19 protein-coding genes and 1 tRNA gene are annotated in these 24,949 nt (G+C 42.9%); 13 read left to right on the top strand and 7 right to left on the bottom strand.

The features are described from left to right. The first annotated feature begins 72 nt into the window (after positions 1–72). Both ABD894_RS06265 and ABD894_RS06260 read left to right on the top strand, forming a co-directional pair. Positions 73–723 carry an HAD family hydrolase gene (locus ABD894_RS06265; protein ID WP_345210135.1) on the top strand — a complete coding sequence of 217 codons (651 nt, stop codon included), beginning with the start codon at positions 73–75 and terminating at the stop codon, positions 721–723. Positions 724–908: 185 nt separating this feature from the next. Continuing rightward, complete coding sequence (locus tag ABD894_RS06260) at positions 909–2,012, top strand: fatty acid desaturase (protein ID WP_345210134.1); 1,104 nt, start codon at positions 909–911, stop codon at positions 2,010–2,012. 60 nt (positions 2,013–2,072) lie between these two features. On the opposite strand, the gene ABD894_RS06255 is transcribed toward ABD894_RS06260, so the two are convergent. Beyond that, positions 2,073–2,426 (bottom strand): nuclear transport factor 2 family protein, encoded by a 354-nt coding sequence (locus tag ABD894_RS06255; RefSeq protein ID WP_345210133.1) that lies wholly within the window; start codon positions 2,424–2,426, stop codon positions 2,073–2,075. A gap of 119 nt (positions 2,427–2,545) precedes the next feature. Between ABD894_RS06255 and ABD894_RS06250 the strand changes: the two genes are divergently transcribed. Continuing rightward, positions 2,546–3,166 (top strand): hypothetical protein, encoded by a 621-nt coding sequence (locus ABD894_RS06250; RefSeq protein ID WP_345210132.1) that lies wholly within the window; start codon positions 2,546–2,548, stop codon positions 3,164–3,166. 111 nt (positions 3,167–3,277) lie between these two features. Further along, positions 3,278–3,350: transfer RNA gene (locus ABD894_RS06245), tRNA-Lys, on the top strand. A gap of 124 nt (positions 3,351–3,474) precedes the next feature. Here the strand turns inward: ABD894_RS06245 and ABD894_RS06240 are convergent. Then, positions 3,475–4,308: a hypothetical protein gene (locus ABD894_RS06240; RefSeq protein ID WP_345210131.1), complete on the bottom strand. Its 834-nt coding sequence runs from the start codon at positions 4,306–4,308 to the stop codon at positions 3,475–3,477. A 679-nt stretch (positions 4,309–4,987) separates the two neighbouring features. Here ABD894_RS06240 and ABD894_RS06235 point away from each other — a divergent pair. The 4 genes from ABD894_RS06235 (at position 4,988) to ABD894_RS06220 (ending at position 10,681) form a co-directional block, all read left to right on the top strand. Further along, positions 4,988–7,021, top strand: coding sequence for a beta-L-arabinofuranosidase domain-containing protein (locus ABD894_RS06235; RefSeq protein WP_345210130.1), 2,034 nt, complete (start codon positions 4,988–4,990; stop codon positions 7,019–7,021). Positions 7,022–7,265: 244 nt separating this feature from the next. Then, positions 7,266–8,081: an alpha/beta hydrolase gene (locus tag ABD894_RS06230; protein ID WP_345210129.1), complete on the top strand. Its 816-nt coding sequence runs from the start codon at positions 7,266–7,268 to the stop codon at positions 8,079–8,081. Positions 8,082–8,165: 84 nt separating this feature from the next. Further along, positions 8,166–8,939: an ABC transporter ATP-binding protein gene (locus ABD894_RS06225; RefSeq protein ID WP_345210128.1), complete on the top strand. Its 774-nt coding sequence runs from the start codon at positions 8,166–8,168 to the stop codon at positions 8,937–8,939. Between the two features lie 20 nt (positions 8,940–8,959). Further along, positions 8,960–10,681: a hypothetical protein gene (locus ABD894_RS06220; protein WP_345210127.1), complete on the top strand. Its 1,722-nt coding sequence runs from the start codon at positions 8,960–8,962 to the stop codon at positions 10,679–10,681. 3 nt (positions 10,682–10,684) lie between these two features. On the opposite strand, the gene ABD894_RS06215 is transcribed toward ABD894_RS06220, so the two are convergent. Beyond that, positions 10,685–11,371 (bottom strand): GNAT family N-acetyltransferase, encoded by a 687-nt coding sequence (locus ABD894_RS06215; protein WP_345210126.1) that lies wholly within the window; start codon positions 11,369–11,371, stop codon positions 10,685–10,687. Positions 11,372–11,814: 443 nt separating this feature from the next. Beyond that, positions 11,815–12,225 (bottom strand): response regulator, encoded by a 411-nt coding sequence (locus ABD894_RS06210; protein WP_345210125.1) that lies wholly within the window; start codon positions 12,223–12,225, stop codon positions 11,815–11,817. Between the two features lie 279 nt (positions 12,226–12,504). On the opposite strand from ABD894_RS06210, the gene ABD894_RS06205 reads away from it, so the two are divergent. Then, positions 12,505–14,814 (top strand): PAS domain S-box protein, encoded by a 2,310-nt coding sequence (locus tag ABD894_RS06205; protein WP_345210124.1) that lies wholly within the window; start codon positions 12,505–12,507, stop codon positions 14,812–14,814. A gap of 25 nt (positions 14,815–14,839) precedes the next feature. Here ABD894_RS06205 and ABD894_RS06200 read toward each other — a convergent pair whose 3' ends face one another. Both ABD894_RS06200 and ABD894_RS06195 read right to left on the bottom strand, forming a co-directional pair. Beyond that, positions 14,840–15,970 carry an MBL fold metallo-hydrolase gene (locus ABD894_RS06200; protein WP_345210123.1) on the bottom strand — a complete coding sequence of 377 codons (1,131 nt, stop codon included), beginning with the start codon at positions 15,968–15,970 and terminating at the stop codon, positions 14,840–14,842. Position 15,971: 1 nt separating this feature from the next. Then, on the bottom strand, positions 15,972–16,619 hold the full coding sequence (locus ABD894_RS06195; protein WP_345210122.1) for an NAD-dependent epimerase/dehydratase family protein: 648 nt from the start codon (positions 16,617–16,619) through the stop codon (positions 15,972–15,974). Positions 16,620–17,343: 724 nt separating this feature from the next. Here ABD894_RS06195 and ABD894_RS06190 point away from each other — a divergent pair. The 3 genes from ABD894_RS06190 to ABD894_RS06180 are packed head-to-tail and all read left to right on the top strand — an operon-like array spanning position 17,344 to position 23,265. Continuing rightward, positions 17,344–20,661 carry a SusC/RagA family TonB-linked outer membrane protein gene (locus ABD894_RS06190; protein WP_345210121.1) on the top strand — a complete coding sequence of 1,106 codons (3,318 nt, stop codon included), beginning with the start codon at positions 17,344–17,346 and terminating at the stop codon, positions 20,659–20,661. A gap of 10 nt (positions 20,662–20,671) precedes the next feature. Beyond that, positions 20,672–22,570, top strand: coding sequence for a RagB/SusD family nutrient uptake outer membrane protein (locus tag ABD894_RS06185; protein ID WP_345210120.1), 1,899 nt, complete (start codon positions 20,672–20,674; stop codon positions 22,568–22,570). An 11-nt stretch (positions 22,571–22,581) separates the two neighbouring features. Beyond that, on the top strand, positions 22,582–23,265 hold the full coding sequence (locus ABD894_RS06180) for a DUF3823 domain-containing protein (RefSeq protein ID WP_345210119.1): 684 nt from the start codon (positions 22,582–22,584) through the stop codon (positions 23,263–23,265). Between the two features lie 59 nt (positions 23,266–23,324). Here ABD894_RS06180 and ABD894_RS06175 read toward each other — a convergent pair whose 3' ends face one another. Further along, on the bottom strand, positions 23,325–24,275 hold the full coding sequence (locus ABD894_RS06175) for a winged helix-turn-helix domain-containing protein (RefSeq protein ID WP_345210118.1): 951 nt from the start codon (positions 24,273–24,275) through the stop codon (positions 23,325–23,327). A gap of 51 nt (positions 24,276–24,326) precedes the next feature. On the opposite strand from ABD894_RS06175, the gene ABD894_RS06170 reads away from it, so the two are divergent. Beyond that, a complete protein-coding gene (locus ABD894_RS06170) occupies positions 24,327–24,929 on the top strand; it encodes a YceI family protein (RefSeq protein WP_345210117.1) in 603 nt (200 codons plus the stop codon). Positions 24,930–24,949 lie beyond the last annotated feature (20 nt).

Raw genomic sequence — 24,949 nt, 5'->3', positions numbered from 1 at the left:
GCTTTAAATAACAATATTTAACATTTAAAGCATATTGATTATGTTATGTTTGTGAAAAAGGAATTGCTACGAATGAAGGCTATAATTTTCGATTTAAACGGCACCATGATCAATGATATGTGGTATCATACACTGGCATGGGAAGGCATACTAAACGAAGATTTAGGCGGCTCGTTCACCCGCGAAGAGGTGAAGCAGAACATGTACGGCAAAAACCACGAACTGCTGGTACGCATGTTTGGCGAAGGTCACTTCACCCTCGAAGAAATGGACAGGCTATCGCTTGAAAAAGAAAAGCGTTACCAAAAAGCCTTTTTACCCGAACTAAGCCTGCTGCCCGGCCTGCCCGAGTTTTTAGAGAAAGCCTACCAAAAAGGAATCCCGATGGCTATTGGTTCGGCGGCTATTCCGTTTAATATTGATTTTGTGCTGGATGGCCTGAACATCCGTAAATATATACAGGTGGTGGTAAGCGCCGATGACGTGGCGATAAGCAAACCCCACCCCGAAACCTTTTTGAAGGCGGCCCAACTGTTAAATGTTGAACCTGCCGATTGCCTTGTTTTTGAAGACGTGCCAAAAGGCGCGGAAGCCGCGGCCAACGCGGGCATGCAGGCCATCATCCTTACTACTACTCATGAGCCCTCTGAATTTGCCGGTCAGCATAATATTTTGCGCTTTACTGCCGACTTTAGGGACGAATACATAGAAAACCTATTCTAACTTTTTCTCGTATATAACCAATAACGATAATTTATTAATCGTAAGGCTGTATTATTAACTCTGAATATCTTGTTTAAAATAATTCTCATTTAATAATATGACCTTCATATTAAAAAACTATCTTTAGAAAGTCCCCTTTACACTCACACATTATTCAATAGCACTTTAAATTTTAATTTAAACTAATGGCATTTTTAGACCATGTACTACAACGCCCTGCCTATGGTTGGCAAGACGAACAGGGGAATTTGATTAAACCCACGGTAAAGCAGTTGTTTGGTGAGTTTTTCTCGCGCCTCAATGTATTTGCCGATCGCAAGAACTGGCTGCCTTTCTTTAGCTGGTTTAAGGTATTGTGCCTTATCCCTTTCTTCTTTTTATTCCTGTTCAATTATCTTTCTGTATGGACCGTGGGTGCAGCTTTTCTGTACAGCATGATCATCATGGGTACGCATGGTACCATTTGGCACCATCGCTATTGTACACATGGGGCTTATAAGTTCCGCAATAATTTTTGGCGTTTTGTAACCCAAAACTTAACCATCAGCGTAATTCCGGAAGAGATCTACGTGATATCGCACCATGTGCACCACGCGAAATCTGATCAGCCCGGCGATCCTTACAACGCGCAGGCGGGTTTCTTCTATTGCTTTTTGGCCGATGTTAACCATCAATCTATCGCTAAAGACCTTAATGAGTCGGATTATAACCGCGTAAAACAACTGATGCGCCATACCGGTGTGCAGGCAAATAACTATAAGCAATACCAAAAATGGGGTTCGTATGTAAACCCGGCCCGTGCCGTTTTGGCCTGGGTGCTTAACTGGGGCTTTTGGTATGCGGCATTTTACTTTATTGGTGGTCACGCGCTGGCATGCAGCTTATTCGGCGCTGCCGGATTTTGGGCTGTAGGTGTACGTACCTTCAACTACGAAGGCCACGGCAAAGGTGAAGACAAACAACGCGAAGGTGTTGACCATAACGTGAACGACAAATCGGTTAACCAGCTTTGGCCTGGCATTGTAGCCGGCGAATGGCATAACAACCACCACCTGTACCCTAAAAGCGCGCGTAGCGGCTTTAAACCGCACCAGGTTGATATGGCCTGGTATTATATTAAGTTTATGCACACCTTAGGCGCCATAAGCTCTTATAAAGACTCTAAGAAAAACTTCTACGAAAAATATTACCTGCCATACCTTGAAAGCAAGAACGGAATAGTACCCGTGCCGGTAGTGGTAGCCACACCTGTTAACGCACGCCGTAGTGGTGTACTGGCAGATTTGTAAGCTGTAAAATATTCTAATAAGAAAGCCTTTCAGTTACTACTGAAAGGCTTTTTGCTTTTATCATTTCGCTTCAGTTTCTATAACGAAAGCCTTTAATTCGGCCATTTTGCCATCGCGAAATCGCCATATGTCGCAATAGGAGTAGTGGATCAATTTCCCATCGTCGTTTTTCATGCTGATCTTGCCGATCGCCGTAACAAAGTCGCCCTCGGCTATTAAGTGCTCTACCTCAAACTTTGGCGGTTCTACATAAGCCTTAGCCATGTATTGCCGAACAGCTTCCTTGCCTTGCAGGATTTGCTCGCCTATAAATGTCCATTCCGTATCGTCGGTACAGTAGGCGAGGAAGCCCTCATTATCACCTTGGGTAACGGCTGCATTGGCTTTTTCGAGTATTGTTTTATTGGTGTTCATAGGATGGTCTTTTTTGTTTAAATGGATACCGCAGATAGTGTTAACTTGTTGCAGATACCAAGAAGTATAATGACTGATAAGAAAAAAAGTTTAATTAAATTAGCATTAAACTTATCACTGTGCGAGCTATCTTATCTTTTTTTATTTTATCATTTCTTTTGAGCTTTACTGTTAATGCCCAGCAATCAACGTTGCCTGACGACGATTCAGATGATGTAGAATCCTACGATTATCAAACTAATTTAGTGGGTGCTTACAAAATTCTGTTTAAGGTAGATGATGATACAGAATACCTATACCTGACAAAAAAAGGAAAAATTATTTCCGAATTATCTTCTATATCTAAAGGAATGCCGCATAAAAACCTTGGCTATGTAGGGGCTGATTTTAAAGACTATTTCGTGTTAGTGCATTCCTTCGGTTCGGGTAACCCTAATCAGATTGAGCTTATTGCAAAATCAACCGGAAAAAACATAATCAGTCCCGCTGCATGTTGGATTGATGCCGACGTTAAAAAGGAAACATTACTATACTGCGATAAGGGTGTACCCACGCCAAACGACAAGATGATATTATATAATATACGAACCAGGCAAAAGAAATACTTCGCATTTCCGGCTGATATTTTTGGTGAACCCATGATTTTGGGTAGAATGAAGATTAAAAAGCTGGATAGTAAGTTCTTATTGATTGAATATGATATTGATGGGGACAGCAGAACGAGGCGATATACATTTTGAACAATATAGCGTTATTATAATAACGTAACCCCAACGTTAATTATACAAACACATGACTTGTTACTATTCGGAAATAATTGTTTCTTTGTCGCACCAAAAAATAAAGCACCCGACTCCGTAGCTCAGTTGGTAGAGCAACAGACTCTTAATCTGTGGGTCCTGAGTTCGAGCCTCAGCGGGGTCACTTTTGATTAGCCTCTAAATTTAGTTTTAGGGGCTTTTTTTGTGTTTCAGATATTTTGTTTCTGTGCGATTAATCCATATTTTAAGTTTGAGTCTTGTTGTTTGATAAAATGTTCTTTAGATAGTTATTCGAATAGTAAGTTCTTAAAATAGTTTTCAAATTTCTTCTTATCGCCTTCAGAATCGGATAGTAAAAATATTTCATCGTTACCCCTTATTTTTAAAAATAACTGTCTTGTTAGGGCATCAATCGACATACAAATTCTTAATAGTTCTTCACGGGAGTTTTTAACAACACTTCCATGGATATATTTTGACCTAATTGTATATGCCTCTCTAATCAAATCATAGTTGACTCTTTTAATTAAATTATCGCCTCCAATATACAGAGCTGCTCTTTCTGAAACTTGATGTGTAACTTCACTCGGGTTAGAAGTAAATAAACACTCATAAATTGCGACAAAAAATGTAATTTTTATTATAAGGTTTGAATTGTGTCTTATAAGCTGTAAAAAATATGCAGCACGCTTAACCCTATTATAATCATAACGTATATAATTAAACTCACTTGGAATAGCGTTGTGTATCATTTCGTCTGGACCAAAAAGGTTAATCTCAGATTGATTATCAACCACATTAAGTTTGAAAAAATAAGGTAGAAGATTGTAAAATGTTTCCACTTCATCGATACTTAAGTTAGTGTTGGCATATTCACCAGTGCTATTTGTGGCAAGGATATCTTTAGTGTTTGTGAAAACTTTTTCATTGTCCAAATCTTCTACTACACAATAATTCACATACGCACTATTGTCTTTGACGAACCAAATAGAATGTACAAACATTGCAAAGAAATTATTCATTTTGAATGCTATTTCACGTCCTGATTCAGTATCTCCCAAAAAATCTATTTCAGATGAATCACCTTCGAAGAAGAAATAATGATTTTGATATTGTTTCAAAACGAATATATCCAATGGCATTTATAAAGGTTTCACTTTGACTGAGTAATTGTAATATGCCAACATCGTTTGTTAGTATTGTTTGGTTTATGGTAATACTTTGAGGTATTTCTAAGTAATGTACAGGTGCTATTACCCTTATGTGCATAATAATAGGTTTGAGTATAGCTAAAATAATAAAAATGAACGCTAATAAAGAATTCAGCTTATGGTCGGTGTTATAACCGCACCATTTTTTAGATGTGGATAAGGAACATAAACTGTGGTGCGGTGATAACACCGACCACAGGCTGAAAAAAGAGCCTTTCACGAAAGTGAGGTTTTTTTTGGCACCTTTTTGTGGTGCCGGTACACTTTTTTATGAAGTGAGTCTATTGAGTTCTAAAACGAGTGATATAGATAACTACTCCTGCAATTGTTGAAATTACTAATACCGCTGCCATAAGTTTTAAGTTTGGTTTAATATACAAATTTGAATCGATTTTTGTTTAAATAAAATGTAAAATAACAGACAGTCAATATATTAAATCAACGAAAGACTGGATAGTTGACCTGAAATTAAGTCCTCACCAATCCAAATTACGCACCCACATAAATCGTTTTTGTAACTTAAAATGCTATTTTTAGTGCGATTTATAAACCATACTTCGAAATACATCATAAACCACTGAAAACTTAAATGAGAATCAAGTATCTACTGCAAATCGTGTTGATGGGGGCTGCTTTAAACGGCGCGGCCCAGTCGGCAAAAAGCAACCTTGTACCGGCGGCTTATACCATGAGCCGCGCGCCTTTGCGCCAAAACCCTTATGTCGAACTTCCGCTGGGTGCCATAAGGCCGCAGGGCTGGCTACGCGAAATGCTTGTTAGGCAAAAGAACGGCGCTACCGGTAACCTCGATAAGCTGTATCCGCTGGTAATGAACCAGCGCAATGGCTGGCTGGGTGGCGATGGCGATCAATGGGAGCGCGGTCCGTACTGGATTGACGGGTTGTTGCCTTTGGCCTATATATTAAATGATAAGGAGCTGATAGCGAAGGTGAAGCCATGGGTAGAGTGGTCGATAAAAAGCCAGCAGCCCGATGGTTACTTCGGCCCATCGAAAGATTATAGTAGCGAACCCGGTTTGCAGCGCAATAACAGCCGCGACTGGTGGCCAAAAATGGTGATGCTGAAAATATTAAAGCAGTATTATTCCGCCACGGGCGATAAAAGAGTGATCACCCTCATGACTAATTATTTCAAATACCAACTGAAAGAATTACCGCAGAAACCGCTTGATCATTGGTCGTTTTGGGCTAAATACCGTGAGGGCGATAATTTGCAAGTAGTGTACTGGTTGTATAATATTACTGGCGATAAATACCTGCTTGATCTGGCCGATCTGCTTCACAAGCAAGGTTTTGATTTTACCAACGCCTTTTTGAATACCGATATGCTGGCCAGTGCAGGCAGTATCCACGGGGTAAATTTGGCACAGGGCATGAAAGAGCCTATCATCTACTACCAGCAACACCCCGAAGCGCAGTATGTAGATGCCACTAAAAAAGGCTATGCCGACCTACGCAAGTTTAACGGTATGGCGCATGGCCTGTATGGTGGCGATGAAGCGCTGCACGGTAATAACCCAACCCAGGGTTCGGAGCTATGTAGTGCTGTGGAGATGATGTTTACGCTGGAAAGTACACTGGAGATCACTGGTGATGTGAATTATGCCGATCAGTTAGAGAAGATAGCCTTCAACGCCCTGCCAACGCAAACCACGCCCGATTATATGAACCGCCAGTACTTTCAGCAGGCTAATCAGGTGATGCTTACCAGGCAGCCGCATAATTTTGATGTGAACCATGCCGGTACCGATGTATGCTACGGTCTGCTTACCGGCTACCCTTGCTGCACATCAAACATGCACCAGGGCTGGCCTAAATTTGTGCAAAACCTTTGGTACGCTACTGCCGATAAGGGTATTGCCGCGCTGGTTTATTCGCCAAGCGAGGTAAGCGCTTCGGTGGCTGATGGCGTGCCTGTAACTTTTAAGGAAGAAACCAGTTATCCTTTTGATGAAACCATTAAGTTTACGCTAAGCACCGGTAAAAAAACGAAAACGGTTACGTTCCCTTTTCACCTGCGGATACCGGCCTGGTGCAAAAACGCTGTAATTAAAGTGAACGGACAAGAGCTGCAACAAGTTACCGGCAACCAAATTGTAAAGATAAACCGCGAATGGAAAAGCGGCGATGTGCTTGAACTGACCTTGCCTATGCACATCTTTAAAAATACCTGGTACGAAAATTCAGCTTCAGTAGAACGCGGACCGATAGTTTACGCCCTTAAAATGGGCGAAGAAACAAAGAAGGTAATCAACGATAAAGATCCAATTGCTTATGGCAGCTCGTACTACGAAGTTCGCCCTACAACACCGTGGAACTATGGTTTGGTTGAAGTGCCCAACAATAAGCTGAACGAAACCTACAAGGTTGAAAAAGCAGCTACAGTGGCCCTTTTCCCATGGACTTTAGCTAATTCGCCGGTAACTATAAAGGCCAAAGCTAAGCGGATACCCCAATGGCAACTGTACAACGAAATGGCCGGGCCTGTGCCTTACAGTATTATTTACAACGAAGGCATGGAAAACCAAAAGGAAGAAGAAGTAACGCTGGTGCCTTATGGTTGTACCCAATTGCGCATTTCGCAGTTCCCGGTGGTAAGGTAAAGGTCGGTGTTAAATTATAAGTGTTAGAAAACTACGTGTTATCTCGAAACGCAGTGAGAAATCTTCTTCATCAAGCATGTCTGCTACTTGCTCAATGAAGAAGATTTCTCCTCGTACCTCGTTCGAAATGACATGTTTTTTGTCGTCCTGCTTCGTAATTGTCATAAAGCAGTTACATTGATGGCTTCAATAATTGCCGCATATTGTATAGTTTAGTTGTGCTCATCTTTACCTGTAATAAACCATGAAAAAACTTATCTTCCTGCTTCTGCTGATCCCCTCTGTTGTCACCTTCGCGCAGCAGGAATACGTAACCGAAAAAGCGATACACTATTATGACGACGCGGTAAATAAAACCGATGCTTACATCGCTTCGCAATGTGTGCTGGATATATACTACCCTAAAGGCGTAAAGAACTTCGCTACCATTGTTTGGTTCCACGGCGGCGGGTTAACCGGCGGTGGCCGAGAGTTGCCAAAAGAACTCATGAACAAAGGTTACGCGGTGATCGGCGTAGGTTACAGGTTATCGCCGAAGGTAAAAGCACCTGCTTACATTGAAGATGCCGCGGCGGCAGTTGCCTGGGCGTTTAAACACATAGGCAGCTACGGCGGTAACGATAAGCAGATCTTTTTGTCGGGACACTCTGCCGGTGGCTACCTGGCCATGATGATCACGCTCAATAAAAAATACCTGAACAAGTACCAGGTTGATGCCAACAACGTAGCCGGATTGATTCCCTTTAGCGGACAGTGCATTACCCATTTTACCGTACGGCAGGAGCGGGGTATAAAAGATACCCAACCTATTATTGATGAATACGCACCGCTTTACTTTGTACGTGCCGATGCCCCGCCCACGCTACTCATAACCGGCGACGCGGAGATGGAACTGCTTGGCCGCTACGAAGAAAACGCCTACATGTTACGCATGATGAAACTGGCAGGCCATACCAAAACCCGGTTGCTGCAATTGCAGGGATACGATCATGGTGGCATGGCCGTACCGGCATTTCCGTTGCTGCTTAAAGAAGTTGCAGCTATACTGAAGAGTAAGTAATGGCCTTGTGAGAAAGTAATACTGCGTTTATCCACCAAAAGCCACCTAAGTTTTATAACTTACAGCTCTATTACCTTACATACTATGGCTGATACTCCTCTTATTCAAATACGCGATCTTTCAAAACATTACGGCGATAAGCACGTGCTAAAAGGCCTTTCGCTGGATATTTACCCGGGGCAGGTAATTGGTTACATAGGGCCAAACGGCGCGGGTAAGTCAACCACGGTTAAGATACTTACGGGGCTTATTCCCGAGTTTGAGGGCGAGGTAATTGTAGATGGCATCAACATGGCTACGGCTCCGCTCGAAATTAAGAAGCTGATAGGCTATGTGCCCGAAAATGCCGAGATCTACGATGTGCTCACCCCTATGGAATACCTTGATTTTATAGGTAAGCTGTATGGTATGGAGGAATCTGTTTTGCACGACAGAGCCCGAAAACTGCTGGTTGCATTTGGTTTGGGCACTAATGGCGACGACCGCATGGATACCTTCTCCAAGGGAATGAAACAAAAGGTGCTGCTGATATCGGGCATTATCCACAACCCGCGGATTATTATATTGGATGAACCCTTGTCGGGATTGGATGCCAACGCGGTGATCATGATCAAGGAGCTCATCATGCGCTTGTCGCAGGAGGGGAAAACCATCTTCTACTGTTCGCACATGATGGATGTGGTAGAGAAAGTATCCGACAGGATCTTGCTCATCAACAAAGGCGAAATTATTGCCGACGGCACTTTCGAATCGTTAAAGCAAAACCATAGCGATACGCTGGAACGCATCTTTTCAAAACTTACCGGCCGCGAAGATTCGTCAACCGAAACAGATGCCATTATCAATGCCTTTGATTAACCTGTTCATCGTTCCTCTGCATGAAATCATTTCTACAAAAGTTCTCGATAGATAAGCTGTTCCTCTATTTTGTATCCGGCTTTTACCCCGTCTTAGCTAAAACGGGTGTTGATACCGCGCAGCTTGCCGAAATACTGCGCATCAAATTAATGATGGATACCCGCAGGCCGAAAGCCATGTTTGCTACCCGTAAGGATGCCAAAAAGAACGCGCAGCAATCGCCGCAGTGGCTGGTTAACTTTTTTACCATGCTAATGGGCGTTTTTATAGGTATGGTGCTGTTTTTAAATGACATGCCTTTTGTGGGGCAAACGTACTACTTCATCATATTTATGGTGCTGATGTCGCTCACGCTGATATCAGATTTTACCACGGTATTAATTGACAGCCGCGATCAGTTTATCCTGCTGCCCAAGCCGGTTAATGATCGTACCATAGCGGTATCGCGCATATTGCATATCAGTATTTACGTGCTCAGGCTGGCATTGCTGCAAGGCTTGCCCGCGTTAATTATTGTTGGTGTGCTCGATGGTATTTGGGCTGTACCCATATTTTTTGTGCAGATACTGGAAGCCACTTTTTTAAGCATATTTTTCGTGAACATCATATACCTGCTGCTGATGCGGTCGGTAAGTCCGCAGCGGTTTAAGGATGTGATCAGCTATTTCCAGATCGGTTTTTCGGTGATCATCTTCGCGGCGTATTACCTGGTACCGAGGCTTATCAATGTATCGGTTCTGGGTAAAATAGCCTTGCTTTCGCATTGGTGGGCGTACCCTTTGCCACCGGTATGGATAGCCGCGCTCAACGAGGTATTGATACATCCCTCACGATCAAACCTTGTTACCAGCCTACTGGCTATTGCAGGCATAACGGTTCCGCTTGGCGGTTTATGGTTTGTGGCTAAGGTTTTGGCGCCCGGTTTTAATAAGCGCCTGGCCGTTATTGCTACTTCGGATGCCAACAATAGTAAAGAGCCTGTAGTTAAAAAAGCAGGAAAGTCCAGCTTTATAGAAAAACTGGCCAATTTTGTAGCGCCCGAACCGTTAGAGAATGCCGGTTTCAGAATCACCTGGAAGCTTGCCGCCCGTACCCGCGAATTTAAAATGAAGGTTTATCCTGCCTTTGCTTATGTGCCTATTTACTTCTTGTACTTCGCGTTAAACGGTAAAGGGAACGATCTTAACGAGCGTTGGGAAACGTTACAAAGCGGGCACAATTACGTGTTCCTGATCTACCTGTGTACTTTCCTGCTGTCGAGCATATTGATGAATATCTCCATGACAGAAAAATATAAATCGGCCTGGGTTTATTATGCCTTGCCTGTTGATAAACCGGGTAAAATACTATCGGGCATGTACAAGGCAATTATTACGCTGTATTTTTTACCTTATTGTTTGGTACTAAGTGCAGGTATTATTGCCGTTTGGGGACCGCAAGCCATTAACGATATTTTGCTGGCCTTACTGGTGAGCCTCATTTACGGTATATTACTGGCGCTTTTTATGGTGAAGGGTTTGCCTTTTTCAAAGCCTGTAGTAGCCAGCCAGGGTGGGGGCAAGTTAATTACGTCTTTGGTGATCCTCATTTTTACAGGCGGCATCGGTTTCGGGCATTACCTTTTAATGCGATGGGAAATGGTTGTATGGATAGCCATTATCCCGGCGTTGCTAATCAACTGGCTTATGTTCCGTTCGTACAAAAAACAAACCTGGCGCGATCTGGAGGTGGAGGAAATATAAAACCTACTGACTTGCTTTTTGCAGCAGATAAAAATGCACTGTGGTACGCCCGGTAAAGCCGAGGTTTTGATAAACCTTAATAGCCCGGTCATTATCATGCCTAACATGCAGAAATGGAATGCCGCCTGATGCTTTAATGCGTTGCACCTGGTATTGAACCAACTGCCGTGCGTAGCCTTTACCTAAATGATCGGGGTGGGTGCAAACAGCGCTTATCTCGGCATAAGGCGGTGCATGCATACGCTGACCGGCCATAGCCACCAGTTCATCATTATGAAAGATACCGGTATAATGCCCAAACTCAATGGTACGTAACGAAAATGGTCCGGGATTAGTGAGCTTGGTAAGCGCTATCATTTGCGGGATATGCTCTTCGGTTAAATTAGTGATTTCGGCATCAATGGATTGTACTTGTACTTCCGCATCGCAAACCATTTGCAGACCTTTTATATAAAAAAGCGTATTGAGCACCGCCGGGATTTCCATTTCGTTTAAGGAGAGTAACAAGATTGGGTTGTTGTGCGATAATATTTCGAACAGATGCAGCAGGTTTTCCACAGAATTATCGCGCAAGCCAACAAAAGGCGAAACCTCCCTGTCGAAATACTTCGCCACATCATTGCCGCTGCCGAGGTGCTGGTTGCCGGTACCCAAAGCATACCAGGCCGGGTTGTTCAATACATATTCCATTTACAGCAAACCTATAAAAAAAGTGCTAATGAAGGATAGGGTATAAGTATTGGAAAATAATAGAAATTGCCACAGCGACGCACAGGTGTAGGAGGAACGAAGAAGCAGGTTTACGTTATTGCTATTCTCTTCCCGTCAGCAAACAGCTTCGGGCGAAAGCGGGAGAACTTTAGTGGCCGGGAGCGCAAAGGCGGGCATAGCGAACTTGTTGCATGTGGGGAGGAATGAGCGGCGGGGCAAAAGTTCCAGCCCAAAGTTCTGTTCGCTTTGCAGGGCATGGCCTTGTGCGGCAAAGAAGCTTTTTGCTGGACAAGGATTTTGTTACTTTTGCCCTCAAAAGTAATGGGGCCCTGCGCCCAAGAGCAGACTAACGTTAGTGAAAGCACAAGCCTAACCTAAGTAGAGATTGCTTCGTGCCTCGCAATGACATATTTTTTACATCATTAACTCGCAATACGTTTTTCAGGCAAATATGTAGCGGCAAGCTCGGTAAGGGTTTCTCTTTTCAGCGGTTTGCTGATATAACCTTTAACACACGCGTATTGCGCGGCTTTCAGCTTATCATTAATATCAATTGATGAGGTAACCACAAAAACATCAGGTTGTTTATGTAATGAAGGTAACAAGTTTTCCAGGTGAACCAAAAAATCCCAGCCGGTGTATGGCATGTTCAGATCGAGAAAAATAAGATCGGGCAGAATATCGGTTTCGTTATAATACTCTTCCATAAAAGAAATAACCATAGCCCCATCGGTGCTGTGAACAGCATCAGGGAACACATCATAGCTTTCAAACATTCGCTGAATAATCATATGTTCCATGGGGTTATCGTCAATCACAATCGCTTTACACATATCAAAAAATGGTTTATAATATTGTTTACATCATGACAATTGATGTGCCAGTAAATTGATTGGCTAAATAGTGTGAAATGTGGGGTGTAGTTGGTGTGAAAAGTACACACTTGATGAAAAACGGGAAATATTGAGCAATAAAGCACACTATTATTAGCTTTAAAATGAAGCAATGTGTATAAAACAACGTGTTCATTCATATAAATGTCAACCCAACAATAACTTATTGGCGGTACCCACGTAAAAGCGTTTAGTGAGGGGTAAATTATAAACATGAGCATGAAGTCCGGAGCATTGCGCATCGCGGTTATTTATATAATTATCAGTTTAATTTGGATCACTTGTAGTGACAAGTTATTGTTTTATTTTTTTCAGCAGCTCAGCGAGAACCAATTGCTGTTGATCGGATCGGTAAAGGGATGTTTTTTTGTAAGTGGTACAGGTTTGGCGCTTTACCTGCTCATTAACAGCAACGAAAAAAAACTAAGTAATAGCGAAGCCCAATACCGCAGCATGTACGAGGCCAATCCCGAACCGATGTGGATCTACGACGAGGCTACGCTGAAGATATTATCGGTAAATGACGCGGCCATTGCTGCCTATGGTTATTCTCGTGCGGAGTTTTTAAGTAAATCTATCCTCGATATCAGGCCTGCCCAAGATGTGGAAAAGGTAAAAGAAGCCACCAAAAAAGTACAGGCCGAGCCTAACAAGAGTGGCAAATGGAGGCATCTGAAAAAAGATGGTTCGCTAATCACCGTAATTATCATATCGCACAAAATAAGGTTTAATGAGCATGCCGCCGTAGTAGTTATGGCGCGCGACATAACCGAGCGTGTTACTTTTCAGGATGCCTTGCAAAAGGTTAATCAGGATTTACAAGCTGAAAGAACCAAGCTTCGTGAAACGCAGCGTATATCAAGGGTTGGCGGCTGGGAGTTTTACCCCGAGAATAATAACCTGGTATGGTCTGCCGAGGTATATGAAATAACAGGGATCAGCGCGGACGATACACGGCCGGCGTTTGATATTTATATAAAGCACATTCATCCCGAAGATCGCCCGCAAATGGTTGCCGGTTTGCAAAGTCTGCTGAAAGAAGGCCGCCACCTGGATGTTACGCACAGGATAATAGGTTTAGACGGCGAGATCCGTTACATAAGGCAACTCGCTAAGTTGGAAACCTCGCCCGAAGCAGGACCTAAGATTATCGGTTCTATGCAGGATATCACCGAGATAAAGCAGCTTGAAGAGGAGCGGAACAAATATTTTTACAGCCTCGAAAATACACTCAACAGCATGAGCGATGCCTTTTTCGCGCTGGATGCAAAGATGGATATTATACGATGTAACCAGGTTTTTCTGAGTATTATAGGTAAACCCGGTGAAGAGGTGATCGGTATGAATATCTTTAACGTTTTCCCCAGAGAGAGAAATAAACTTTATCCGGCTTATGAAAAAGCGCTGCATGAGAAGGTGATAGTTAAGTTGGATGAATATTCAACCAACCTGGAAAAATGGATCAGGCTGGCGGCATACCCAACCGATGAAGGTGTGGCTGTTTATTTTTCAGACATCACCGAACATAAGCTGAAAGACAGCCAGTTGAAGGAAGCCATTGAGCGTTACGAACTGGTAGCGCAGGCCACACGCGATGTGATCTACGATTTGGACATGGTGAATAATCAACTGGTTTACAATACCAGCCTTACGCAACTGGTGAAGATACCGATAGACCAGGTAGGTTACGACCTGCAATGGTGGCGTTCGCTCATTCATCAGGATGATGTGGCTAATGTAGCCGCGAGTCAGCACAAGATCAGCAGCGAGGGCAAAACCAATTGGGAATGCGAATACCGTATTGATATTGGTGGCGGCGAGTATAAATATGTAATGGATCAGGGTTATTTTGTGTATAACGATCAAAAAGAACCTGTAAGGTTGATAGGCGCCATAAGAGATATTGACGAGCTGAAGCGCTCCATAAATGAAAATAAACGACTGGCCGATTTAATTACCCGGGTAAACAACATGATTATCGTTACCGATTGCCAAAACCGGGTAGAATGGGTAAACCGTGCTTTTGAAGAGAATACAGGTTTTAAATTGCCTGAAATAGCAGGTAAAACACCGTTCGAATTTTTAACCGGGCCAAGTATGGCACCGGAAACGGTTGAAAAATTACTCACCCATATTAAAGCACACGAAGCTTTCGTGCTTGACCTCATCATTTACACTATTGACAATATTCCGGTGTGGGTGGCTGCCGAGTTTACACCATCATTTAATAGCAAAGGCGAGTACCAGGGATATATAGCAGTGTATCAAAATATCAATTCGCGTAAGGAAAAGGAAGACGAGGTAAAACGCCAAAACGAATTTTTAAGGGAGGTAGCCTGGATGAGTTCGCACGAGATACGCCGGCCGGTTGCTACCATATTGGGCTTAATGAACCTTACCGAAACTGCCGGTACCATAGAAGAAAAGGACGAAATGCTGGGACTGATAGGCCAAACCGCCCGCGAAATGGATACCATAGTGCATTCCATCAACGAAAAAATAGCCGCCGCTGTACATTATAATAAGTAAGCATATATCGATTATAGATGCTTACTTATTTTATACCTTTCCACCATTGTGTAAATGTTTGTTTGGTGCTGTTCAATTGTACCACCTCGCCAATTAACGGTGTTGCCAAGCGGTAAGGTTGATTTTTAGAAAGCTCGGAAATTTTTATCAGTGGCTCATCCCAATCGTGCTGCGCCAGTGTGAATTTGGAATGGTGGATAGGTAACAGGTTCCGGGCGTGCATCTCCAAAGCCGATTGCATTACCTCTTCGGGCAATTGATGTACCGATTGCCACGCTTTATTATACTGTCCGCATTCTAATATCGCCCAATCGATAGGGCCGTATTGTTTTCCCAATTGCTTAAAACGATCGTCGTGCCCGCCATCGCCGCTGATGTATATTTTCATGTTAGGCGCTATCACGAGGTACGACATCCACAGGCTTTTAGCGCGGACAAATCCCCGGCCGCTGTCATGCTGTGATGATACCGTATGGATAACAAAACCGGGTGCTACGTTTACGTCCTTATCCCAATCCTGCTCAATAATCTGGCTTGGTTTATAGCCCCAATATTCAAAATCGGCGCCAACGCCTAAGCCGCATATTACATGTTTTACTTTTTGTTGTAGCGCTACAACCGTCTCATAATCCAGGTGATCGTAATGATCGTGCGAGATAAGCAGGTAGTCGATCTCGGGCATATCGGCTGCATGATAAGTATTGCTACCCTTATAAGCTTTCAACGAACCGGGAATGGGGGAGGCATTGCCGCTAAAAATAGGATCGATCAGTATTCGCTTGCCCGCCACCTGTATAAATACAGATGAATGCCCGAACCAAACCAGTACGTTACTATCCGGCGGGAGGTGTTTCAGGTCGGTTTGTACCGATGGCAGGGAATCTTTAGGTGCTACCCTTGGGTTTTTAGCGAAGATTGTTTTATAGCTTTCGCCGATAACACTATAGCCTTCGGTAATAATGGGCTTCTCTACCTTGTTCACAAAGTGCCCGTCTTTATAATGCGGTGATCTTTCAACCCGCGTCAGTCTTTCGCCCGATGGCGTTTTGCCAAACTGCGGCTGGCGCATATAAAAGAATGTGATCACCGCCAGCACTATAACCAAGCTCATAAAGCCCAATAGGGTATACTTCAGTATTTTTAGCAATTTTTTCATGCTATTGCGCGGCTAAGGCTTTAATGTCCTTAATTTCTAATACTTGTGTTGTATATCCTTTTAATACCGCGTTGATCATAGCCTGCCCAAGCTCGTTTAAACTGATAATGCTTTTGGCAGAAAAGATCTTGATTATATTGATAATAACCACGTACAGGGGCTTCGCGTTCTTTTGCCCTTCAACAGGTGCCATACCTCCGGGTCTGAAATTGTATTGCGCCCTGAAAGGTAGTTTCATCAAATCATTCTCGGTACGACCTTTTACCCTTGCCCACATGGAACGGCCTTTTTCCGAGCTATCGGTATGCGCGCCTGTTATGTAGTTAAATACTATACGGGGGTTAATAGCCAGCAGGGTTTTAGCAAAGTGCAGGGTAGTATCGTAAGTGATAACGGTGTACTTTTCCTCGTTCAAGCCTACCGAGCTGATACCCGCGCAGTAAAAGCAGGCATCATAACTTTGCAGCGCATCGCTGTGTTCCTCTATCTTTAAAAAGTCGGTCACCAGCAATTCTTTAAGTTTAGGGTGTGTAATAGGCGATGGCCGCCTGTTTACCATGAGTATAGCTGTTACGGCGTTGTTTTGCAGGCATTCTAACAATACACCTTCGCCCGCCATACCGGTGGCGCCCGTTAATATGATCTTCATTGTTTGTTTTATGATAACGTAAATACTAAAGTAAAGCAATTAGCCGCGCTATTGCCTCATTTTGAGGTAAAGATATGGCTAATGACGAACGGTAGTTTTGTTGAGAAGTTCAATTTGCTTTGTTGAAAAGTTCATCTGCGCAGCCCTAAAATGAAAATTTGCAAACTATTTTCATTTTAAAGTGGCATTAACTGAGGCGAAAATGTGGCTTTAAACCCAATTAAAAGCTATGTTAAACTATCTTAAGTGTTTTTTTAACACTTTTTACCATTATCTTATTGACACTTCAGATTTTTATTTTACATTTGATATTATAATCAATTAACAGAAACCGTTAATACCTCTTTTTATGAAAAATACAGGGCTCGCCAATGGTCGGCTGTATACGCATTTTTTGCTTACGGCATTTCTTATGTTCAATTATATATTTGATAATCAAATTTATAGATATGAAACTGCCTCCTGTTCTCTTAATATAACTATATAAAAATATACTGAATATTTTACATTACATCAGCTATAACTGATACGGGATTATAAGTTTATTGACAACTTTAAAATATCAAACGATATTTTTTTTGTTCATTTTAATAAGTGTTATAAGTACAATATATAATTCTGTGAATTTGCTTTTACAGATAATAATGCCAATTAATAAATATGATGCAGTTCAACTAACAAAATCAACAACAAACCAACAAATCAAACAAACCAATTAAATTTTATGAGAAAAGATTTACAACACGAACCTGCGTTTGTGCGCGGGTATCTGTCGCGGTTTCCCGGCAGATGGTTGCGGAATGGCAGCAGGAGGCTGATCATTGCGCTGATTTTATCTTGTGTAACCCTCACCACCGCCTTTGCGCAAACCAAGGTTACGGGTGTGGTAACTGATGAAAAGGGAGTGCCATTGCCCGGCGTTACCTTGTTAGATAAAACGAGCAAAGCGGGTGTAGCCACCGATATTGACGGTAAGTTTTCGCTTAATATAAGCGCCAACACCACTTTAGAGGTAAAATACATTGGTTATACCACTAAAGATGTAGCCGTGCAGCCCGGCCAAAACATTACGGTGCAGCTTATCCCCACCAATAACGATTTGGAAGAGGTAGTGGTGGTAGCTTATGGTACGCAAAAGAAAGCCAGCGTAACCGGCGCGATAAGCACCGTTAAATCTGCCGACCTGGTTCGCACGCCATCAATAGCGGCAACCAGCGCGTTGGTAGGTAAGGTACCGGGTATCAACTCACGTACTACCGATTCAAGGCCGGGTAATGGTACCAGCATCCAGATCCGTAACCTCGGTAACCCTTTGTATGTAATTGATGGGGTAACCTACAGCACCTCAAACGGTACTGATGGGTTTGGTTATAATACAGGTATCTCTGGTGAAAATGCTTTTAACCAGTTGGGTTTGGATGATATTGAGAGTATTACTGTATTAAAAGATGCGTCGGCATCCATATATGGTTTGGCGGCCGGTAACGGTGTTATATTGGTAACCACCAAACGCGGTAAAAAAGGTGAGGATGCCAAGATCAACTTATCCGGCTATTATGGTTTGCAAAACTTCACACGTTTCCCACGCCCGGCAAATGCGGGACAGTACATAAGGGGACTTGCGCAATCTATTCAAAATCTTGGCGGCGACCCATCAACATTGTATCCGGCTGATGAATTGATGAAATGGGAAACCCAGGCAGATAAAGCCCACCTGAACAATGATTATTATGAATTTGTTACTCGCCCTAATGTGCCGCAGTATAATGTAAGCGCCAATGTTGCAGGCGGTTCGGCAACATCTACTTACTATTTGGCGGTTAACCATGTAAGCCAGGATGCCATAATTAAGGATTTTAAATTTAAACGTACAAACCTGCAAAGTAATATCAGCAGCACAATAGCTAAAGGATTTACCGTAGGCGCCCAATTGAGCGGACGTTTAGAAGACAGGCACAACGTAGGTGTACCGGGTTTGGACGATTTTTTTAACCCCTTGCTAAGTATAGGCAGTATGTGGCCTACCGAAAAGGCTTATGCCAATGATAACCCACTGTACATCAATCAAACACACAATGTAAACGTTAATCCGGCAACTTACAAAAACGATGTGACCGGTTATATTGACAATATAACCCGTGCCATGAGCGCCAAGTTTAACGCGCAGTACGATTTTAAATTCGGTCTGTCAATTAAAGGTTTATATTCTTATGATTTCCTGAACGAAGATTTTGAAGGCTTTGAGTATACCTATCCGGCTTATATCTACGATGAAACTACCGGCCAATACAATGATCGTGCTGCCAACGGAGCCTTGTACGGTAACCAAAACCCATGGCGCGAAACACATAAAAGAAACGTTATTTCAAAATTTTCGCAGTTACAATTGAACTATGCCAAAAAGTTTGGTGATCATGATATATCGGCCGTAGTGGCGTATGAAAGGCGCGAAAGCGAAAACAAATACCAGGCGCTGCACTCGGTACCTCCTAATAATATTATTGTAACACAGTTGTTTCCAGATGTTGATTATTTGGGCGATTCCCGTTACCAGGAGGCATTTGAAGGTGTTGCATCAAGGATAAATTACAGCTATAAAAATAAATACCTCATAGAAGGTGTGGCCCGTTATGATGGTTCGTTTTTGTACCGTAATGGTAGCCGGTTTGGTTTCTTTCCCGGTGTTACGGCAGGCTGGCGCATAACACAAGAGGGTTTTATGAAGCGTTTTGCAAACACTATAAATGATTTGAAACTGCGTTTCTCGTATGGTGAAACAGGTACCTCGCTGCAAGACGGCGCCGGAAATTATTATGCGCCGGGCCCATTTGCTTATTTGGGTGGTTATAATACTAATGCAGGCAGCGCGGTGCTTGACGGTACATTTTACAACGGCGTAGTGCCACGAGGTATACCTACTACAACTATATCGTGGTTGCGCAACAAAATGCTGAACGTGGGTTTTGATTTTACTGTGTTTACTCACTTCAGTGGGCAGTTTGATGTATTCCGCCGTACCAGGGCCGGCTTCCCGGCAATAAGAAATGAGGTGGTTTTACCCGGAGAAATAGGATATGATCTGCCTCCCGAAAACTTAAACTCCGATATAACACAGGGTTTAGACGGATCAATAGTTTACACAAACAAAGTGGGGCAGGTTGATTTCTCTATAGGTGGCAACGCGAGTTTAGGCCGTAACAAAACAGATTATGTGTACAGGGAACGTTTTGGTAACTCTTATGAACAATACAGGCTGGGGCAAGCAGGCCGGTGGACAGGCGTTAACTTTGGCCATCACATTATAGGTCGTTTTGAGTCGCAGCAACAAATAAATGATTACCCGGTAAATATTGATGGTGCCGCTAATACAACATTATTACCCGGCGATTTGATATACGAAGATTTGAATGGCGACGGTGTAATAAACCAATATGACGAACGGCCAATTGGATATGCCGAAGGTGCATTGCCATACTTTAATTACGGTGTTAATGGTCGCGTTAGCTATAAAGGCATATCACTGGCCTTTGATTTTGCCGGTGCTACTATGCAAACATTTTATAGGGATTATGAGTTGAAGTACCCTTTTCAAAACAATGGTAACTCACCTACCTATATGTTAACTGACGCCTGGCACAGGGCCGATCTTTATGACCCGAATAGCGCATGGTTACCGGGTACCTATCCGGCATTGAGAAAAGATAACAATAACTTATCTATTTTCAGGGTGCCTAATGCTTTATCAAATAAGGTGTTTTTGCCCGGGCGTAATGAAAATGACGCACCTAACTTCAGAAATGATTTTTGGACCACAAACATCAATTACTTCAGGCTTAAAAACTTGCAGTTAGGTTATACTTTTCCGCAAAATATTATTAAAAAAATGGGTTTAAGCGCCCTTAGGGTATATGTTACAGGTACCAATCTTTTCTCATTTGATAATGTGAAAGGATACCAGATCGATCCGGAAATATCAGCTATAAACGGATTGGCATACCCGCAACAAAAGATATACACATTTGGCTTTAATTTAACCTTGTAAACGTTAGATCATGAAAAAGATTTTATATAGATGCTTGATGTTTAGCCTTGCCCTGGTGCTGGTGGCGGCAACAAGCTGCAGAAAAAATTTCCTGGAATTGCAACCCGTTAGTATAGTTACCGACGAAGATTTATGGAAAGACCAAAAATTGATCATTGGCCTCTTAGCCAATTACTATAACCGTATGCCTACAGATATGGGGCTTACCGATCAGGCCGGTTCGCAATGGCGCGATATGGCAGCTTATGATGATGCCATGTGGTCGGGCCAAACTAATGCCGATCTCGAAGCACGTAATAATATCACGAATTACAGCGCCAGTCGTTGGTTCTTGTATGATTACTTTTTTATTCGCGATTTGAACCTGGCAATTGAAAACGTTGATAAGTACGGTGCATCAACCTTAACAGAAGCACAGCGTACGCAACTGAAAGCCGAATTCAGGTTTATAAGAGCCTACCAGTATTTTGAAATGGTAAAGCGCGAAGGCGGGGTGCCATTGGTTACCAAACAACTCATTTACGATTTCAGCGGCGACCCAACACCTTTGCAGCAACCGCGTAACAAAGAGGCCGAAGTATATGATTTTATAGGCAGCGAGATGGATGCTATAAAAGATGATATAGCTAATGGTACCAGTGTAAGTCGTGCCAATAAATACACCTGCCTCGCGCTTAAAAGCCGCGCGATGTTGTACGCTGCAAGTATTGCCAAATACAATGCCTTGCTTACTCCATCAATAACTTTACCGGGTGGTGAGGTAGGTATACCGGCAAGCCGTGCCAATGAATATTATCAAAAAGCGCTTGATGCGTCAAAAGAGGTGATCAATAGCGGCTCTTATGAATTGTACAACAGCAACCCTGATGCAGGCGAGAATTTTTATGAGGCCATCCGTAACAAAACCGGTAATAAAGAGGTGCTGTTTGTACGTGATTTTTTAACCTCAAAAGCAAAAAAACACGGGTTTACTTATGATAATATAGCCCGTGGCTTACGTGAAGATAACCTAAGCTCATCAAGCGTTACGCCATCGCTAAACCTGGTTGAAAGTTACCAGAACCTCGATGGTACCAGCGGTGAACTGAAATTGCGTAATGCCGGTAATACTGATTATTTGTATTACAATAACGTGTCAGATGTTTTTGCCGGTAAAGATGCCCGTATGTACGGAACAGTGATCTATCCGGGTGCTCCGTTTAAAGGCACCAGTGTTGATATGCAGGCCGGCGTTGCCGTTTGGAATGCAGGCTCAGGCTCATACACTTTTCAGGAAGGTGCAGATTTAGGTACAAATTACACCGATGGTAAGCTGCTGGTATCGGCTTCGGGCCCGCACCGCAGTATTGCCGAGGTGTCAAATACAGGTTTTTACCTGCGTAAATATATCGATCAGGGTGGTGGTACCAGTACCCGTGGTATACAAAGCGATGTGTGGTGGGTTTGGTTCCGCTTAAGCGAAATGTACCTTAACGCCGCCGAAGCCGCCTTTGAACTGGGCGAAACAGGGCAGGCAGTAACCTATATTAACCCGATACGCCAGCGCGCAGGCTTTACCGGTGCTAATTTGTACACTACAGCAACAATTACCCGTGATAAAATAAGGGCCGAGTTCAGATCTGAATTTGCCTTTGAAGATCACCGTGTATGGGATTTAAAACGCTGGAGAATAGCCGATAAAGTTTGGAATGGCAGTGCTGGCAATCCGGACGCGGTAGTATACAGCTTATATCCGTACAGGGTTATACGCCCCGGTGATGCTGCCCGCGATGGTAAATACATATATGTAAAAATGGTAGCGCCACGTTTTAAATCACCAAGGTTCTTCCAAAATTTCAATTATTACTCACGGTTTGATCAATCCATCCTTAACCGTAACCCTAAAATTGTTCAAAATCCATTTAACTAATTATGAGCATCATGAAAGTCAGATCATATATATATAGCCTGTTATTATTGCTGGTAATAGCAGGGGCAAGCAGTTGCAAAAAAGACAACTATGAAGCGCCAAAATCAAAACTATCAGGCCGGGTTGTTTTTAATGGCCAACCTATAGGAGTAAGGTCAAACCAAGTTCAGCTGGAGCTTTGGCAGCACGGCTACGATTTTTTTAATAAGATACAGATATTTGTTGACCAGAACGGTTCGTTTTCTGCCTTGGTTTTCGATGGCGATTACAAACTTACCCGCCTGCCCGGATCCGGTCCGTGGGTAACGCAAACAGACTCCATTGACGTGCATGTTAGCGGCAACACCATTGTTGATGTACCGGTAACACCCTATTTCGCTGTAACCAATGCTGCTTATACCAGGAGCGGGAATGACATTACCGCATCTGTAACAATCGCACGGGGCGATCAGGGCAGTCAGCTTGAGCAGGTACGGTTGTATGTTTTCAGAACTACACTGCTTGATCAGGATAATAACAGCGCTATTGGCGTAGTTAACGGTGCTGCGGTAACACCGGGTACGCCATTTAACGCCACCGTAACTATACCGGCAGCCTTAACCGGCGCCGATGCGGTATATGTGCGTGTAGGTGTAAAAACGGTAGGCGCAAATGAGCTGGCCTATTCGGCACCGCAAAAAATACAACTTAAATAATACAGAAAAAGCAGGGTGTAAAAGCCCTGCTTTTTTTATGATGATAGTGATTTTATCAGCTATTTGATCTCCAGTTTATAACCTTTGCCGTGTATGTTGATCAATTGTATCGATGGGTTATTTTCGAGCTTCTTGCGCAATTTTGATATAAACATATCCAGGCTACGGCCTACAATTACGCCTTCATCTTCCCATAGCTCCTTTTGCAGGCGGCTTCGTTCAACAATTTCGTTTGGCGATTGAGCAAAGATCAGTAACAGTTTATTTTCTTTAGCGGTGAGTTTTGTTATGGTTTGGTTATTTAGGAGTTGTTTTTTCTCGTGATAGAATATCGTATCATCGCCAAGTTTATAATGGTCAATACCGGTATTATTTGATTCAGCTACCTCTTTCCGCGATTTAACCGATTTCGAGATGATCAGCCCAATAAAGGCCAGTAAAGGAATACCACCTAACAAATATCCTTTTTGAGGTAGGGGTATACCACTGCTTTTAAATTTTAATTCAATAAGATAACAGTTTTTAGGCTGGTTACGGCCGGTGCAGGCTACAATATTGTCCTTCGAGTTTTTGAATATGGCATAGCCATATATTACTTCCTTGCCGGTGCAATTTAATACGTTAACAATGTAATCGTTGGCAATCTTCTCTTTGGCCAGTGTGCGGCTTATTATCTTTTCCAGCGAATCGGGCTGAAAAGAAAAATCGTTTTCAAACCTTATCTGGTACTCATTTTCGGCTATTTTTTTTACCGGCAATACCCTCGATGTACTGTCGCCCGATTGCAGGAGCACCTCATGGCCTATTTTTCGGAACAATAATTCTTTCCTGGCTGTATCAAAATCATCGGTACCGGCCCTGCTAAAAGCAGCGCACAATAACGTTAAAAACAACAAAACGGTGAGCCCCAGCAGGTATTTTGTTTTGGTTTTCAGGAGTACTTTATAACCGGCCATATCTATACGGATTGATTTTACAAAGTTTACAATTTTATTTACAATAATCATCATAGCTAAAGTATTGCGTGTAAGTAGGTTTGCTGCATCAAAATATATTAAACCATGCTAAACAAACTTACCATTATCCTGCTGTTCGCCATGTTTCAACTTACTGCTTATGGCCAGCAAACATACCGTTTGGATATCAAAAAAAGCAAACTTTTATGGAACGGGCAGAAAACGATGGGTGGCCATTTCGGTTACATCCTTTTTAATGCAGGTACCCTGAACTATACGTCCGAAGGTGAGCGTAAAGATGGCACTTTCACCATTGATATGAACACGATGCGCGCCACCGATCATACTAAAGAGGGTAAAAATAAAAAAGTAGATGACGAGTTGCGTACCCCCGGCTTTTTTGATGTGGCCCAGTATCCAACCGCCACCATGGCGGTTAAACAGATTATCCATACAGAGCAAGCAAATAATTACAAAGTAACGGGCGACCTAACCATCAAAGGAATCACCAACCCAATTACGTTTACTGCCCTTATAAAAGGCACAGGAAATACACTTACCGCGACGGCAGCAACCCAGATAAACCGCGTAAAATGGCGTATCGATTTTCAGCCTAAAAAAGGTGACTGGAACCTGTTTGCCGCTATAAAAGATGAAATGATCACCGAGAATATTGATATTTCCCTGAATCTGGTTTTTAATAAATAGGATTTTTGCAAAAAGCCCGG

The organism is Mucilaginibacter gynuensis (assembly GCF_039541195.1).
Taxonomy (GTDB): domain Bacteria; phylum Bacteroidota; class Bacteroidia; order Sphingobacteriales; family Sphingobacteriaceae; genus Mucilaginibacter; species Mucilaginibacter gynuensis.
This window is presented reverse-complemented; position numbering and strand designations above follow the sequence as displayed.